This window comes from Agromyces sp. MMS24-K17 (assembly GCF_043950245.1).
Classification (GTDB): Bacteria; Actinomycetota; Actinomycetes; order Actinomycetales; family Microbacteriaceae; genus Agromyces.
This window is the reverse complement of sequence record NZ_CP171640.1, coordinates 712,720-729,310: the sequence shown is the minus strand read 5'-3', so window position 1 is coordinate 729,310 and position 16,591 is coordinate 712,720. Positions and strand designations below refer to the sequence as shown.

11 protein-coding genes are annotated in these 16,591 nt (G+C 75.2%); 7 read left to right on the top strand and 4 right to left on the bottom strand.

Annotation, left to right across the window (positions count from 1 at the left end; all coding sequences use genetic code 11):
- Positions 1-58: 58 nt before the first annotated feature.
- Positions 59-2,662: a hypothetical protein gene (locus ACGGZK_RS03195; protein WP_395244822.1), complete on the bottom strand. Its 2,604-nt coding sequence runs from the start codon at positions 2,660-2,662 to the stop codon at positions 59-61.
- The gene (locus ACGGZK_RS03190; protein WP_395244821.1) at positions 2,659-4,680 is read right to left on the bottom strand and encodes a trypsin-like serine peptidase; all 2,022 of its coding nucleotides are present in this window, start codon (positions 4,678-4,680) and stop codon (positions 2,659-2,661) included. Before ACGGZK_RS03190 ends, ACGGZK_RS03195 begins: the two co-directional genes overlap by 4 nt.
- A 240-nt stretch (positions 4,681-4,920) precedes the next feature.
- Between ACGGZK_RS03190 and ACGGZK_RS03185 the strand changes: the two genes are divergently transcribed.
- From ACGGZK_RS03185 to ACGGZK_RS03165, 5 genes are all read left to right on the top strand, one after another.
- Positions 4,921-5,574, top strand: a complete 654-nt coding sequence (locus ACGGZK_RS03185) for an NADPH-dependent F420 reductase (RefSeq protein ID WP_395244820.1) — start codon at positions 4,921-4,923, stop codon at positions 5,572-5,574.
- Positions 5,575-5,680: 106 nt separating this feature from the next.
- Positions 5,681-6,484 (top strand): DNA/RNA non-specific endonuclease, encoded by an 804-nt coding sequence (locus tag ACGGZK_RS03180; RefSeq protein WP_395244819.1) that lies wholly within the window; start codon positions 5,681-5,683, stop codon positions 6,482-6,484.
- 99 nt (positions 6,485-6,583) lie between these two features.
- On the top strand, positions 6,584-8,137 hold the full coding sequence (locus ACGGZK_RS03175) for an FAD-dependent monooxygenase (protein ID WP_395244818.1): 1,554 nt from the start codon (positions 6,584-6,586) through the stop codon (positions 8,135-8,137).
- A gap of 229 nt (positions 8,138-8,366) precedes the next feature.
- Positions 8,367-9,284, top strand: a complete 918-nt coding sequence (locus ACGGZK_RS03170; RefSeq protein ID WP_395244817.1) for an NAD(P)-dependent oxidoreductase — start codon at positions 8,367-8,369, stop codon at positions 9,282-9,284.
- Positions 9,285-9,469: 185 nt separating this feature from the next.
- Positions 9,470-10,120, top strand: coding sequence for an asparagine synthase (locus ACGGZK_RS03165; protein ID WP_395244816.1), 651 nt, complete (start codon positions 9,470-9,472; stop codon positions 10,118-10,120).
- A gap of 106 nt (positions 10,121-10,226) precedes the next feature.
- Here the strand turns inward: ACGGZK_RS03165 and ACGGZK_RS03160 are convergent, their stop codons facing one another.
- Complete coding sequence (locus ACGGZK_RS03160) at positions 10,227-11,546, bottom strand: FAD-binding oxidoreductase (RefSeq protein WP_395244815.1); 1,320 nt, start codon at positions 11,544-11,546, stop codon at positions 10,227-10,229.
- Between the two features lie 111 nt (positions 11,547-11,657).
- Positions 11,658-13,793: a S9 family peptidase gene (locus ACGGZK_RS03155; RefSeq protein WP_395244814.1), complete on the bottom strand. Its 2,136-nt coding sequence runs from the start codon at positions 13,791-13,793 to the stop codon at positions 11,658-11,660.
- 161 nt (positions 13,794-13,954) lie between these two features.
- Between ACGGZK_RS03155 and ACGGZK_RS03150 the strand changes: the two genes are divergently transcribed.
- Positions 13,955-15,646, top strand: coding sequence for a cellulose binding domain-containing protein (locus ACGGZK_RS03150; RefSeq protein WP_395244813.1), 1,692 nt, complete (start codon positions 13,955-13,957; stop codon positions 15,644-15,646).
- Between the two features lie 81 nt (positions 15,647-15,727).
- Entirely contained in the window at positions 15,728-16,582 is an 855-nt protein-coding gene (efeU, locus tag ACGGZK_RS03145) for an iron uptake transporter permease EfeU (RefSeq protein ID WP_395244812.1), read from the top strand.
- The last annotated feature ends 9 nt before the right edge of the window (positions 16,583-16,591 follow it).

The following is a 16,591-nucleotide window of genomic DNA, read 5'->3' as shown; positions in this document are numbered from 1 at the left end:
ATGCGGTGCGATGCGGTGCGGTGGGTGGGTGTGTGGGTGGATTGGTGGGGCCGGAGGGTCATCCCGACAGGAGCACGGCGAGCCCGGGCACGAACGCGCTCGGCACGCCGCCGTCGAGCAGGGCCGCGGCGGCCGCCGCGGCTCCGTCGGCCGCGCTTCCGGCGGCCGCAACCGCGTACTCGGCGCGCCGGGCCGCGGCGCCCGCCCGGTCGCGCAGGAGCGCGACGACGGCCTCGGGGTCGAGTTCGGCGAGTTCCGCATGCCACGCCGAGAGCTCTTCGACGGCCCGGTCGACGACGTCGGCGCGTGACCGCCGTGACGTGCCGAGGATGGCGTCGACCCGGTGGGCGATGCTCTCGTCGAGCGGCTGGAAGACCCAGGGCGCAGCGTCCTCAGGCGCTCCGTCGGGCGGGACCCCGTACGACCAGCGCCCGCCGACGGTCCGCCGCCAACGCTCGGCCGCCCCCGCGACCAGTGCGAGGTCGCGCTCGGCGGCGTCGCTTCCGGGGTCGCGGTCGCGCCCGCCCGCCGGCCCGAGCCATCCGGTCGCCCCGACGAGTTCGGCGAGGAGCCCGAGGTCGGTGAGGGCGCGGAGTTCGAGCGTCGGAGCGGGGATCCCGCGCAGGCGCCGCGCGCCGCGCGCCGGAAGCAGGAACCCGAGGCTCCCGAGTCGCGGATGGGCCGCCTCGGCGGTCTCGCGCAGGGCGCGGTGCTCGGGAAGCCGGCTCATGGTGTCGACGACGTCGTCGTACGGAGTGAGGGCGGCGAGGGCGCGGGCGCGGGCGGCGGCCGTGTCGGGCTGGGCGAGCGGGGTGCCGTCGTGTCGCGCGATCCGATCGGCGATGCGCGACCAGCCGACGTCGGCCTCGACGTCGCCGGGCGGGAGGCCGGCGCTGCGCGCGGCATCCGATGCCGGCGAGGCATCCGTACCCGGCCACCAGGCCGCGATCGCCGCTCCGCCCGGGTCGAGCTCGGGGGGTCGTACGCGCACCGGCACGCCGGCCGCGTACAGCGCGAAGCGCAGCGCGCCCGGGCCGAGCAGCGGCACCGACGGCCCGGAAACCCACTCGGCGACCGCGTCGCCGAGCTCGTGCCGCTCGCTGCGGAGCGCCCGGACGAGCCCGTCGAACGCGAACTCCGCGCCGAGTTCGAGCCGGCAGAGCGTGTCGAGCGGCCGTTCCGCGAGTGCCGCGAGCAGGGGAATGTCTGGGCGGTCCCAGCCGCCCAGACGCTCGGCGAGGTCCTGCGCGGCCGCCCAGCGGCCCGAGCGCCAGAGGAACGTGAGCAGCGCGTCGGGCGCGACCGCCGCCGCGTCGAGGTCGGCGTGCTCGAACGCCTCGCGGTAGAGCAGGTCGGCCTCGATCCAGTCCGACCGGTCGTTGAGGTCGCGCAGGCGCGCCACCGGGTCGCCAGAGGTGGGCGCGCGGAGCATCAGGCGGGCCGACCGATGCGCGTCAGCCGGCATCCCGGCCTCCTCGCCGTCGAGCCCCTCGCCGAGCACGGTCGCCGGCACGCCGCCGACGACCGCGAGCCGGCGGAGCCAGTCGATCAGGCGTGCGGGGTGCGTGCGCCCGCGCGCCCGCAGCTCATCGACGGAGCGCAGCACCACCAGCACCCGCCGGGGTGGGTCGACCAGCGCCGCCCCGAGCCGGCGGGAGAGCTCCTCCGGCACGGATTCGGGGCTGTCGCCCTTGAGGCTCCGGGTGCCCGCGACGGTGCCCGACGTCTGCTGGCGGGCCTCGAGGATGGCACGCTCCGCGCCCGGCACCTGCGCGGCGAGCTGGCGCGCGAGCTCGAGGGTGAGCCCCGTCGTGTCCTGCACGTCGAGCCCGACCCGGGAGAAGTCGAGTCGCACGACCACCCAGTCGTCTCGGGCGAGCAGCGCGGCCGCGGCGGCCTCGAGCCGGGCGACGGATGCCTCGTCGGCGGGAACGCCGATCACCGCCAGGGTCCCCGGCGCGGCGCCGCCCGCGTCCAGCACGGCGACGAGGTCGGCAGACGAGACGGGCGGTCCGGCGGTGCCCAGGTCGGCAGGCGTGCCGGGCACGGCGCGCGCCGCACTCGGCCGAGCGGATGCCCCATCCGGCCCGTCGCCCACCGATCCGGATGCCTCGCCGAGTCCCAGGCGCACGAGCGCCGCACGCACCTCGGCGAGCCGCGCGGCGGCCGGGGCGAGGGAGCCGGCCCGGCCGAGCCCGGTGCCGACCCGGGTGAGCGTCTCGGGGTCGCCGGCGGCGAGGGCGTCGTCGATCGCGGGATCGGTGAACGCCCCGCTGCCGTCGAGTGCATCGAGCAGGTCGAGGGTGGGCGGGTCGTCGGTGGCGACGGCCCGGCGTGCCGCGATCGCATCGGCGACGGCGCCGGCTGCCTCGTCCGCCACGACCTTCGTGAGCGTGCGCCGCCGTTCGACGCCGCGCATCAGCCAGCGGCCGTCCTCCGAAACCGCGCGCTCGCACGCCCGCGAGAGGTCCGCCGCCACCGCCGTGATCTCGCCGGCGCGCAGGTCGGCGATGCCGCCGACGCTGCGGAGCGCGGCGACCGGGTCGAATGGGCCCGACAGCGCGGCGAAGCGACGGGCCTCGGCGATCGCGGCCGTCACCACGCGGTCGCGGGAGCGGCCCGATGCCGATCGCGCGCGCGGCTGCGGGTCGTCGGCGCTCATCGGGCACCCCCGCGGGTCGCCTTCGGCTCGATCGCGGGAAGGAGCCGCAGCAGCCGCTTCGACACCTCGGCCAGGTCGACCGACGCGTACACGCCGTTCACGTTCGCGAGTCCCGCCGTCGCCGCGACGACGAACGCGTCGATCACCGCCGACTGGTGGTCGCCCGTCAGCTCGTCGTAGGCGAGCGTGCAGCAGGCGCGCACGTCGTCGGCCGTGAAGCCGCCGAGGTAGTCGACGACCATACCCGCCGGGCCGTCGCCACCCGCCGCCGCGGCGCTCGAGAACTCCAGGCCGGCGAGCGGGATCGTCTCGAGGCCGGCGATGACGAGCCGCAGCCGCGGCCGCTCGAGGCAGGCGGCGACGAACGCCTCGAGCTGCGCGCGCGCCGACTCGGTGAGCTGCAGCGACGGGTTGTCGGTGAAGAACCAGGCGATCCGCCCGTCGTCGGCCGCCGAGCGATCCAGGGCCTCGGCGAGGCGGTCGGCCCGATCGCGGGGCGTCCCCGCCCCTCGGCGGTCGCCGGCGTCGAGGCCGACGTCGCGGGCCCGGTCGGCCACGTCGGCGAGCAGGTCGTCGACCGACTCGTCGAGCGGCACCCGCACGAGCACGTGCGAGCCGGCCCGGCGCAGCAGAAGCTCCTGCAGCAGCTCCGAGGAGAACCCGAACCCGGTCTCGTCGCCCGACGCCGGGTTGCGGCGCTTCAGCCGGATGCCCCGGACTCGCGAGCCGTCCCGACCGGCCTCGGCGACGGCGGCGGCGAACAGGTCGCGACCGATCACGAGTCGGTGGGTCTGCCCGTCGAGCCGCCACAGCGCCTTCGGCGCGATCCCGGCTGCCACGAGGGGTGCGACCCCGTCGAAGAAGGCCGACAGCGGCACGAGGCGGCCGCGCACCCCGTCGTCGCGCGGCCCGCCGATCGCGCCCTGGTGCAGCCCGATGAGTTCGAAGCGGTCGTCGAAGCAGGCGCCGCCCGACGACCCTCCGGCCGTCTCGACGTCGTGGTAGAGCCGCTCGGTGACGTCGGGGATGGGCCAGGCCCGCCCATCGCCGATGCCGAGGTCGTCGCCCTTCGGATAGTCGAGCACGAACAGGCGCGACGCGCCGGGCGGCGGGGGCGCGGTCGCCGGCAGCCGGGCGTAGCCGAGGTGGCGCGCCGCCTCGGTGCGGAGGGGCAGCAGCACCACGTCGTGCCGGCCCTTCACCTCGTCGTCGCTGCGCGGCGCCCGGCTCTCCCACTCGCCGTCGCCGCACTCCGACGCGTAGGCGAGGGGAGCGCCCGCCGGGTACGACTTCCGGTCGGCGAGGCGCACGGTGACCGTCGGCGGCGGGTCCTCGTCCTGGCCGGGTCCGACGGTCCGCACGACATGCCAGGCGGTGAGCACGAGGCCGGGGGCGACGAGGCATCCGGTGCCCGCGAAGCGCCCGTCGACCTGCACGCGGCACGGGATGGTGCGGGCCCGGTCGGCGAACCGCGCGAGCGCGTCGACGTCGAGTCGGCCGCGCGGCCTCGCCGGCGCGGCATCGACCTCGGCGGCCGCCTCGTCGTCGGGCTCCGCTTCGAGGTCGTCGGCGGCGGGCGGCCGCCCCTCGGATGCCCCACCCGGGGACCTCGCGCCGGACGCGCCCCCGCGGCTCGCGGAACCTGCCCCGGTCGCGGCATCCGTGTCGCTCGGGGCATCCGTGTCGCCCGTGGCATCCGCCGCTGCCGCGTCGCCCGCCTCGCCCGCCTCGGCGCGGGCGACCAGCCGCTCGGCGAGGCGCCGGGCCTCGTCACGACGCGAGCCGACCGCGACGCCGCGCGCGGTGAGCGCGTCGGCGAACGCGCGCAGCCGGTGCATGGCGGCGAGCCTCGCGAGGCAGAAGTCGGCGGGATCCTCGCCGAGCAGGTGCGCGGCGGCCGTGAACGCGCGCAGGTCGATCGGCGGGGAGTCCGCGCTGTGCTGCGCCGCGAGCAGCGCGTCGTCGGCGACCGCGGGGGTGCGACGGATCACCTCGGCCAGGTCCTGCCGGTCCCACATCTCGCCTCCCACCCGCGGCGCGATCGCCGGGGCGGCCTGCGGCGCGTGCCCCCGGCCGCTCGGCTCCCCGGATCCAGTCACATGGTTACGCCCGTTGCGCGGGTCGCCGCAATAGGGATGGCCCTGAGACCGCGGGCGACGAGCGGCCCCGCGGCGCCGTCGATGACCCCGGATGACGCGGAGCGGCGCCACGCGACCCGGCATGGAATGCGCGCCGTCTCGCCCGCGTTCGACCCCGGCATGACTGAAACGCGATACGGCATCATCGGCGCCGGACACATCGGCACCGCCCTGGCCACGGCGCTCACGCAGCGCGGCCACCACGTGACCATCTCCAACTCCCGCGGCCCCGAGACCCTCGCCGGGCTCGTCGCCGACCTCGGCCCGCTCGCCACCGCGGCGACGGCGGAGGAGGCCGCGGCGGCCGGCGACGTCGTCATCGTCACCGTGCCGCTGAAGGCGATCGCCGACCTGCCCGTCGCGCCCCTCGCCGGCAAGATCGTGCTCGACACGAACAACTACTACTGGGAGCGCGACGGCCGCTTCCCCGAGCTCGACGCCGGCACCGAGACCACCTCGGGCCTGCTGCAGCGCCTCCTGCCCGACTCGAGGGTCGCGAAGGCGTTCAACCACATCGGCGCGGCGTCGATCACGACCGACGGCACCCCGGCCGGCACGCCCGACCGCCGTGCGCTCGCCACCGCGAGCGACTTCGACGACGCGGCGGAGTTCGTCGTGCGCCTCTACGACGAGCTCGGCTACGACGCGGTCAACGTCGGCCCGCTCTCGGAGAGCTGGCGCGTCGAGCGCGACCGCCCGGCCTACGTCGTGCGGCAGAACCGCGAGGAGCTCGAGGCGAACCTCGCCCTCGCGACCCGCACGCTCGCGGCCTGACCCGGTCGGCCGGCGGCGCAGGGGGTCGCCGGCCGGTGGCCGCGCCGCCCGTGCGAGCCGGCCGCCCGCGTGCCGTGATGTCGGCGGCCCGTGGTCGAATCGCCGCATGGGTTTCGACGCGGGCTTCCTCGGGGTCGTCGCGGCACTGCCGCGCGTGGGCGAGCCGGAGGCGAGCGGATGCGTCGAGCTCGACTCCATCCACTTCACGGTGGTGCTCGACACGGGCCGGCGCTTCGCGCGGGTCACGGGCGTGAACATCGACGGCGCCGCCCTGGTCGACGTCGAGCGTGGCGACGACTGGCGGCTCGACGAGCGCATCCCCGCCGACTGGCAGGCCGGGCCCGAGGTGTACGCGCGCAACGACCTCGACCGCGGGCACCTCGTGCGCCGCCGCGACCCGGTGTGGGGCGCGCCGGCGGTCGCCGTCCGGGCGAACTCCGACACGTTCCGGTACCCGAACGCGGCACCGCAGGCGTCGGGCTTCAACCAGTCGAAGGAGCTCTGGCTCGGGCTGGAAGACCACGTGCTCGCGTTCGCCGAGGCGAACGACCTGAGGCTGTCGGTGTTCACCGCACCCTTCCTCGACCCGGCCGACCCGCCGTACCGGGGCATCCGCGTGCCGCTCCGGTTCTGGAAGGTGGCGGCGTGGGTGCGCGGCGGCGAGCTCGCCACGGCCGGGTTCGTGCTCGACCAGTCGCCGCTGGTCGACGTGAGCCGCCCGGCCCGCGAGGCCGTGCCGGGCGAGGAGCCCGAGCTCGGGCCGTTCCGCACGTTCCAGGTGCCGGTCGCCGACATCGCGGCGATCGCCGGGCTCGCGATGCCCGAGCTCGTCGCGGCCGATCGGATGCCCCGCACCGTCGCCGCGGCCGGGTGGCACCAGGTTCGGGCAGCGGGCGACCTGCTGCTCTGACGCCGCGCAGAGCCGGCGCGCGGAGCCGGCGCGGCCCGGCGACGGCACGCTCGCGCGTGAACGCTTGGCACGGGCGCGAGCCGGTGCGAGGGTGGACGCATGCCGAAGCGCGGGGGAACGGCGGGAGCGGCGGGGCGGCCGATCGAGACCGACGTGCTCGTGGTGGGCGCGGGGCCGACGGGCCTCATGCTCGCGGCTTGCCTGGCGCGGCTCGGCGTGCGGTTCGAGCTCGTCGACGGCAAGGACGGCCCGACCCGCGAGTCGCGCGCGCTCGTCGTGCAGGCGCGCACGCTCGAGGTGTACGACCAGCTCGGCGTGATCGACCGCGCGCTCGCCGAGGGGCATGCGGTGCGCGCGGTCGTGCCGGGGTACCGCGATCGTGCGTTCGGGCGGATCGAGCTGGGTCGGCTCGGCGCCGGGGTGAGCGCGTTCGCCGAGTTGGTGAGCCTGGAGCAGAGCCGCAACGAGCGGATCCTCGCCGACGCGGTGACGGCGGCCGGGCGGGACATCCGCTGGCGACACCGGCTGGTGCGGTTGCAGGTCGCCGACGGCGACGCGGGCGTCGTCGCCGTGCTCGACGGACCCGACGGCGAGGCCGAGGTGCGCGCCCGCTACTGCGTCGGCGCCGACGGCGCCCGCTCGCTCGTGCGCGAGACGCTCGGCGTGCCGTTCAGCGGCCGCACCAACGCGCACACCTTCTTCGTGGCCGACGCCGTCGGCACGACCGGACTCGTCGAGGGCGACGTGAACCTCCGCGTCGCCGACGACGACCTGCTGCTCGGCTTCCCGATGGGCGGGGAGGGCAGGTTCCGCCTCCTCGGCATCGTGCGCGACCGCGACCTCGACGCCGACGGCACCATCCCCGAGGACGCGGCCCGCGTCCGACTCCGCGACACCTTCGGCGTCGGCTACGCCGACCGCACCTGGTACGCGACCTACCACGTGCACCACCGGCTCGCCGAGCGATTCCGCGTCGGCCCGTGCTTCCTCGCCGGCGACGCCGCGCACATCCACTCGCCGGTCGGCGGGCAGGGCATGAACACCGGCATCCAGGAGGCGCACGATCTCGCCTGCGCCTTCGCCGACGTGCTCCTCGGCGGCATGCCCGACGTGCGCCTCGACCGCTACGAGGCCGAGCGTCGGCCCGTCGGGCGACGGCTCGTCGAATCGACCGACCGCGTCTTCGAGGGGGTCACCGCGGAGGGCGGATTCCCCCGGCTCGTGCGCAGCCGACTCGTGCCCGCGGTCGGCCCCGCGGCGGTTCGCGCGGTGCCGCGGCTCATCGGCGGGAGCCGCCTGTTCGGGTACCTCTCGCAGACGCGCATCCGGTATCGGATGTCTCCGCCGGGCGCTCGCGGCGTACTCGCCGACCCCGCCGTCGGCCTGCGCCTGCCGTGGACCGGCGGCAACCACGAGGCGCTGCGCGCGTTCACCTGGCAGGTGCACGGGTACGGCACGTCCGAACGGTCGGTGGCACGGGTCGGCGACGCGCTCGGGCTGGAGCACCACGTCTTCCCGCCCGATGCGGCGGGGCGGCTGCGCGCCGACCGGCTCTACCTCGTGCGTCGCGACGGCTTCGTCGCCGCCGCCGCGTCGGCCGACGAACGCCGTCGCGGCGTGCCTGCGGCGTTCCTCGCCCAGCTCGCCGGCTGATTCGCCGAGGCATCCGCGCCGCCGCCCGCCCGCCGCCGCGCCGCCGCGCCGTGCCGTCGGAGCCGGACCGCGTCGCCGCTTCGCCGCCGACGACAGACGCCCAGTGTCCAGTTCCTGCTGATGTGCGGCGCCTCCCGCCGCCGGAACTGGACACTCGCGAGGGCCGCGACGCGGGGGCGGCGCGCGAGTAGCGTGGGACGGGAGCACGACAGCGACGTCGGGAGGGCTGATGGCGGTCATCGGATGGATCGGACTGGGGCACATGGGCGGGCCGATGTCGGCCCATCTCGTGGAGGCCGGGCACGACGTGCGGGGGTTCGACCTCGACCCCGCGGCGAACGCGCTGGCCGCCGAGGCCGGGGTGCAGGTCGTCGACGGCATCGACGCGGCCGCCGCGGAAGCCGACGCGGTCTTCACGTCGCTGCCGCGCAACGAGCACGTCCGCGCGGTGTACGCGGGTGCCGGCGGGGTCTGGGCGACCGCCCGCCCGGGTGCGCTGCTCATCGACACCTCGACCGTCGACGTTGACACGTCCCGCTGGTGCCACGAGGAGTCGACGGCGCGCGGGTTCCGGTTCATCGACGCCCCCGTGTCGGGCGGCATCGGCGGCGCCGCGGCCGGCTCGCTGACCTTCATGCTCGGCGGCGATCCCGACGACGTGGCGGCCGTGACGCCGTTCGTCGAGCCGATGGCCGGGCACGTGTTCGACCTCGGCGGCCCGACCCTCGGCATCGCCGCGAAGCTCGCGAACAACCTGATGCTGTTCGTGTCGCTGCTCGGGGTCGCCGAGGGCGCGCAGCTCGCGCACGAACTCGGACTCGATCCCGCGCGGTTCTTCGAGGTCGCCTCGGCGTCGTCGGGGGAGTCCTGGCCGCTGCGCACCTGGTACCCCGCGCCCGGCGTCGTCGCCTCGAGCCCCGCGAACCGCAACTACGACGCGACCTTCTCGGCGGCGCTCGCCGAGAAGGACCTCTCGTTCGCCGTCGCTGCGGCGGATGCCGCGGGCCTGCGCACGCCTGCGGCCGACCTCGCGCTCGCGCAGTTCCGGGAGTTGATCGCCGAGGGCTACGCCGGCAAGGACGCCAGCCTCATCGCGAAGCATCCGTCGCCCGAGGGGCGGGTCGCGGGGTTCGACCCGGGCGCGTAGCCCATCCGTCCGCCGACCCAGTCGATCCGGCCGTTCCCGACCGATCGCCCTCCCGTGGTCTTGCGCAGCGGCGCACGCCCCGCCGACGGGCGGGCCGAGCGGCGCGATGCGGATGCCCCGACGCGGGCCCGAACCCCCGCGACGCCGTAGGCTTTCAGGTGCAGGTCCGGAGTTGGAGGCGAGCGATGTTCGGCTGGTTCGCGCGGAACAAGGGCAAGCGGTTCAAGCCCTTCGATCGCGACGCCCTGCCCGAGGTCGTGCCGCCCCCGTTCGAGGACATGGTCGAGGAAGGCCTCATGCTCGCCGAGCAGGCCGGCCGCATGACCCTGAAGAACCGGTTCATCCTCCAGGCCCTCCGCGGCGACGAACCGTGGGACGACGACCGCGCCGCGGCCGCCGCCCGCGAGGTGCTGTACGAGCTCGTGCAGGAGTCCGACGAGACCGCCGAGCACTCCGCCGAGGAGCGCGAGGTCGCGTCGAACCGCGACGGCCGGTCGCAGCACCAGCACGACTACCACCGGGCCGACGCGCTCAACCTGCGCCGGCGCGAGAAGGTGTACGCCGAGATCGCGAAGCGGCTCTGGATGAAGCGCGGCGACGCCGAGTACCTGAACGCCTTCGCGACCCGCGCGCGCGACGCGGCCTGGGCCGAGGTCAGCGAGGTGATCGAGCAGCGCCTCGACCGCGAGTGGCCCGACATCCCGGTCGACGCCGAGTACGAGCTCGCCCGCGACGCGCGCATGCACGAGCTCGCCGACGACCTGGCGCTCCAGGTGACCCGCGCCGCGGAGCGGCGCGACGAGCTCGCCGACCCGTTCGCCCGGTTCATCGGCTGACGCCGGGCACGCTGACGCCGGGCACGCCGGCGCCGGGCGTGCCGACGTGGGGCATGCCGACGTCGACCCGCGGCCGGTCGTGGACCTCCGGCCGGCGCGCCCGCGCCTAGTCGAGCGGGGCGACGTGGTGCGGCGCCCGGAACACGTCGCCCGGGTCGAACTCCGCCTTCACGCGCCGCAGCCGATCGAGCGTCGCCGGCGGGTAGATCGTCGCCACGACGTCGTCGCCGTACTCCTGGGTGAAGTTGCCGTACCGGCCGACGGTGAAGTCCAGCGGTGCGTCGAGCGCGAGCTGCACCTCGGCCGCCTGCTCGTCGGGTGCGTCGGCCGGGAGGATCGCGTTCAGCACGAGCAGCGCCTCGGCGTCGCGGAAGGCGAGGGGCGTGGCATCCGCGTCGACCCGGCGGTACGCACCGCCGAGCGCCCGCAGCAGCGCCATCGTCGGCACCTCGGTCGACACCGCGCGTTCGACGGACGCGAGGAACTCGTCGGTCAGCGCGGGCACGAACCCGTTCCCGCCGACGAAGCGGAACGGCGGGCGACCGGGCGGCGCCGACTCGAGCAGGTCGCCGTAGGCGACCGGGCCGAGCTGCTCCTCGGCGACCGACGGCAGGTCGAGCAGGGGCGCCAGGATCGCGCGGAGCTCCGCCTCGGTGCCGAGCAGGGCGACCCCGAGCGTCGGGCCCGCCGGCACGCCCGGCGCGAACGCCGGCATCACCATGAGCGACGAGTTCAGCGTGTCGGGCGAGGCGACCGTGATGTCGCGCCAGGCCCGCAGCACGTCGCCGAGGCCGGACTGCTCGAATCGGATGCTCCCGCCGACGAGTCCGGCGACGGGCGCCGTCTCGAACGTGAACCGGGTCGCGACCCCGAAGTTGCCGCCGCCGCCGCGGAGCGCCCAGAACAGGTCGGGGTGCGAGTCGTCCGACACGGTGAGCACCGCGCCCGCGGCGGTCACGACCTCGATCTCGCGGACGGCGTCGACCGTGAGGCCGTGCGTGCGCACGAGCCATCCGATGCCGCCGCCCGTCGCGAGGCCGCCGACGCCGACGTCCCGGGTGTCACCCGAGCTCACCCCGCGGCCGGCGGGCGCGAGCGCCGCGGCGACGTCGCCCCAGCGTGCGCCGGCGCCGACGTGGACGCGCCCGTTCCCGTCCGAGGAGATCGACGCGAGGCAGGACAGGTCGAGGACGACGCCGCCCTCGGCGGGCAGGCCGCCGTGCCCGCCGCTGCGGATGGCGAGGGGCGTTCGGGCCTCGGCGGCGAACGCCACCACCGCGGCGACCTCGTCGGCGGACTCGGGCCTCGCCACCGCCTCGGGCGCGCCGGGGCCGAGGAAGACGGCCGATCCGGCGTCGTATTCGGGGGTGCCGGGGCCGAAGACCCGGCCGGGCACGCGTTCGCTGAGCTCGGAGAGGATGGACATGCGAGGAAGTCTCGCATCGGCCGCCGACAGCCGCGAGGGCCGATCGCCGCGACCGCGACCGGGCCATTCCGCGACCGGCCCTCCGTCGCACGAACGGCGCCAGCCGCCCGCCTACTCGCCCGACGGGTGCGCCCCCGCGCGGTCGATCAGCCACGCGTACGCGAACGCCCGCTCGCGCCACGCCGAGTACCGGCCCGACACCCCGCCGTGCCCGGCCGCCATCTCGACCCGCAGCAGCGCGTCGGCGCCGACGTCGCGGAGCTTGGCGACCCACTTGGCCGGCTCGACGTAGAGCACGCGGGTGTCGTTCAGCGACGTCACCGCGAGGATCGGCGGGTAGCCGTGCTCGTGCACGTTCTCGTACGGCGAGTACGCCTTCATGTAGGCGTACACGTCGGAGTCCTCGAGCGGGTTGCCCCACTCGTCCCACTCGATGACCGTGAGCGGCAGCGACGGGTCGAGGATCGTGGTCAGCGGGTCGACGAACGGCACCTCGGCGAGGATGCCCGAGAACAGCTTCGGCGCGAGGTTCGCGACGGCGCCCATGAGCAGGCCGCCGGCCGAGCCGCCCTGCGCGACGAGCCGGTCGGGCGAGGTGACGTCCTGGTCGATGAGGTGCCGGGCGGCCGCGACGAAGTCGGTGAAGGTGTGCCGCTTGTGCAGCTTCTTGCCGTGCTCGTACCAGAGCCGGCCCATCTCGCCGCCGCCGCGCACGTGCGCGACCGCGAACACGATGCCGCGGTCGAGCAGCGACAGCCGCGGGATCGAGAACGCGGGGTCGATGGACGTCTCGTACGACCCGTAGCCGTACAGCAGGGTCGGCGCGGGCGTGCCCGCCTCGACGAGGTCGGCCCGGTACACGAGCGAGACGGGGATGCGCGTGCCGTCGTCGGCGACCGCCCACTCGCGGCGCTGCGCGTACCGGGCGGGGTCGTAGTCGCCGAGCACGGGCTGCTGCTTGCGCACCCGTCGCTCGCCGGTCGAGACGACGAGGTCGATCACCGTCGTCGGGGTGACGAAGCTCGTGAACCCGATGCGCAGGGTCGGCTGCTCCCAGTCGGGGTTGCCGCCGACGCCGACCGCGAACAGCGCCTCGTCGAACGCGAGCTCGTGCAGCGTGTCGTCGGGCGTCGCGTCGGCCGGGAGGCCCTGCGGCGGCACCTTCGCGACGGCGACCCGGGGCAGGCCCTCGCGCCGGTACTCGAGCGCGACGAAGTCGCGGAACGCGTCGACGCCCTCGATGCGCACGTCGGGGTTGTGCGGCAGGAGCATCCGCTGCGGTCCCTGCGGGTCGTCGGCCGCGACGCTCACGAGCTCGAAGTTCACCGCGCCGTCGTTGTGCGTGATGAGGAGCCGGTCGCGGCCGCCCGCGACGACGTGCTCGACGTCGTACTCGACGCCCTCCTTCCGCGGCCACACCACGCGGAACTCGCCGGTCGGGTCGGATGCCTCGAGCAGCCAGGTCTCGCTGGTGATGTTCGATCCGGCCTCGATCACGAGGAACCTCCGGCTGCGGGTGAGTCCGACCCCGAGCCAGTACCGCTCGTCGGGCTCCTCGAAGACGCGCACGTCGTCGGATGCCCCGGTGCCGACCTCGTGGCGCCAGATGGTGTCGGGCCGCCAGGACTCGTCGACCGTGGCGTAGAACACGTACCGGCCGCTCGGGTCGAACACCGCGCCGCCCGCCGTGCCCTCGATGACGTCGGCGAACTCGCGGCCGGAGTCGTCGATCGCGCGCAGCCGGATCGTGTACCGCTCGTCGCCCTCGACGTCGACGCCGTAGAGCAGCGTCGACCCGTCGGCGGAGACGTCGAAGCTGCCGAGCGAGTAGAAGTCGTGGCCCTCGGCCTCGACGTTGTCGTCGAGCAGCACCTGCTCGCCGCGCAGGGGCGCGCCCGAGGCATCCGTCACCGGGGGCTCCCAGTCGCCCGGCCCGGCGACGGGCACGCGGCAGTGGATGCCGTACTGCTGCCCCTCGACGGTGCGGGTGTAGTACCACCAGTCGCCCTCGCGGGTCGGCACGGAGAGGTCGGTCTCCTTGGTGCGCTTCTTGATCTCCTCGAACACCTGCTCGGTGAGCACCGAGAGGTGCTCGGTGCGGGCCTTCGTGTAGGCGTTCTCGGCGTGCAGGTGCGCGACGACCGCGGGGTCGTCCTTCTCGCGCAGCCATTCGTAGTCGTCGGGAACCACGTCGCCGTGGTGCTCGCGGGTGGTCGGTCGCTTCGGGGTCTCCGGCGGGGTCAGCACGGTCCCACGCTACGCCCGTGGCCGCGCGCGACAGTTGAGGGTTGGTCAGGAGAGCGCTCTCGGATTACGATTCCTGCGGCAGGCGGGCCGCGAAGTCGCGGTCCGCCGCCGGTGCACACCCCCTTCCCGCCGGCTGCCCCAACCGACCCGAAAGTCCCCGGATGATCCGATTCGCGCGAAGCCTTCGGCGTCGGCCGACGTTCCTCGCGATCGCGAGCGTCACGCTGACGGTCGCCGCGATCGTCACGGCGCTGCTCGTGTTCCTGCCGAGGCCGGTGCGCAACCCGGACGCCTTCGTCACCGCCTGCGGCGTCCACTTCTGCATCGACGACGTGGCGACGACGTTCGTGGGTGCGAACGCGCCCGAGCTCGCCCTCGCATCGGTGGGCCCGAACGGCGCGGTCTCGGTCGACGAGGAGGGCATCGAGCGGCAGCTCGCCGACCTGGCGGCCCTCGGCGTCGACCTCGTGCGCGTGCGGGCGTTCACGCACGCCCCCGACGGCGCCTTCCCGGAGTCGGGGGTCGTCGTCGAGGAGGCGCTGTCGGGCTTCGACGTGCTGCTGCGCGCGGCCCGCGAGCAGGGCATCCGGGTCATCCCGGTGCTCGCGGACGCCGACGCCGAGGACGGGGTCGCCGCGGTGCTGGGCTGGAGCGGGCTCCTCGACGCCGACGGAACGGCGTTCTTCGACGGCGTCGAATGCCCGGGCTGCGACGCCGACTACCTGTTCGCCGTGGAGGCGCTCCTCGAACGGGTGAATCCCGAGACGGGCATCGCCTATCGGGCCGACCCCACGATCCTCGCCTGGGACCTCGTGGACGCGCCGAGCGTCCCCGCCGCCGGCGCCGGCGATCCCACTGCGTCGGGCGCGGAGCTGCGCGACTGGATCCACCGCGTCGTGTCTCGCATCCGCGCGATCGACTCGGAGCACCTGATCACGGTGGGCACCGACGGCGGCAGCGCCGGCGCCGCCGCGAACGCGGCGCCGTTCGTGGAGGCCTGCGCCAACCGCTACGTCGACTTCTGCACGGCACAGTTCTTCCCGACGGATGCCTCGCCGGCGGTGGAGCCGCAGGTCGCGGGGGAGCTCGTCGAGTCGTACATCGCGACGGCGCACGACCTGGTCGGCAAGCCGTTCTTCCTCGGGGCGTTCAACGCGCACGCGAACGTCCGGGCGGCGTACTGGCGGGCGGTGTACCGCGCGCTCGAGGCCCGTGAGGCCGACGCGAGCGCGTTCTGGGCCTATCAACCGGCCGGCCCCCGCGGCACCTACGGCGTGCTGCCCGGCGATGCCGAGCTCGACCTGGTGCGCGCGCACCGGCAGGCGCTCGACGCGGTCGGCGACGGCGACGCCATCGAGGCCGGCGGGCGGCCGCGGCCGACGACGTCGCCGTCGGCCCCGCCCGCCGCGACGCCGACGCCCATCCCGACGCCGACGCCCACGCCGAGCCCGACGCCGACGCCGACGCCCGTGCCGGGCCCCGACGCGTCCGCCGCCCCGGCTCCGGCACCGCCGGCCGACGGCGGATCGGCCACGGGCGGATGCCTCGTCGTCGCGCGCGTCGAGGACTGGGGGAGCGGGTTCAACGCGAACCTGACCGTCACGAACCGAAGCGCGGCGCCGATCAGCGGCTGGGAGCTGACCTTCGGCCTCTCCGACGGCCAGCGCGTGCAGAAGTCCTGGGGCGCTGCGGTCGAGCAGAGCGGGTCGACCGCGACCGCGAGTGCCGAGAACTGGAACGCGAGCATCGCCGCCGGCGGCAGCGTCTCGTTCGGCCTGAACGCGACCTCGCAGGGCGACAGCAGCGCGCCGTCGGGCTTCGCGCTGAACGGCACGGCCTGCGACGTCGGCTGAGGCGACGGCAGTCCGTTTCATCCCAGCGGGTGCTTAGGTTAGCCTTAGCTCAACCCCATCCCCTCCCGCTCGGAGACGCCCGTGCTCGCCAACTACCTCATCGGACTTCGCGAAGGCCTCGAAGCAGGCCTCATCGTCGGCATCCTGTTGGCCTACCTGAGTCGGATCGAACGCCGCGAACTGCGCGGCCGCCTCTGGGCCGGCATCGGCATCGCGGTCGCCGTGTCGCTCGGCGTCGGTGCCCTGCTCACCTGGGGCCCGTACGCGATGACGTTCCAGGCGCAGGAGATCCTCGGCGGCGTGCTCTCGCTCGTCGCGGTCGCGATGGTGACCTGGATGATCTTCTGGATGGGCACGCACGGCCGCACCCTCTCGGGCGAGCTCCGCGGCCGCGTCGACGTCGCCGTCGGCGGCACCGCGTGGGCGCTCGTGCTGCTCGGCGCCCTGTCGGTCGGCCGCGAGGGCATCGAGACCGCGTTGTTCGTCTGGGCGAACGTCGCCGGCGGCAGCGACCCCGTGGTCGGCACGGTCGCCGCGCTCGCGGGCATCGCCACGGCGATCGTCATCTCGTGGGCGATCGCGAAGGGCCTCGTGCGGTTCAACCTCGGCACCTTCTTCACCTGGACCGGGCTCTTCCTGATCCTCGTCGCCGCGGGCGTGCTCGCCTACGGGGTCGGCGACCTGCAGGAGGCATCCGTGATCCCCGGCTCGGGCGTACCGGCCTACGACCTCACCCCCGTCGTGCCCGCGGGCGGATGGCTCGACAGCCTGCTCGGCGGCATCTTCAACTTCACCCCGCAGCCCACGTGGGCCCAGGTGATCGCCTGGGTCGCATACGTGGCCGTCACGACAACCCTGTACCTCGTCATGCTCAAGCGGCGCCACGCCGCGAAGCCCGCCCCGGCCGCCGTCCCCGCGGTCGCGATCGTGCACTGACGCCCGGCG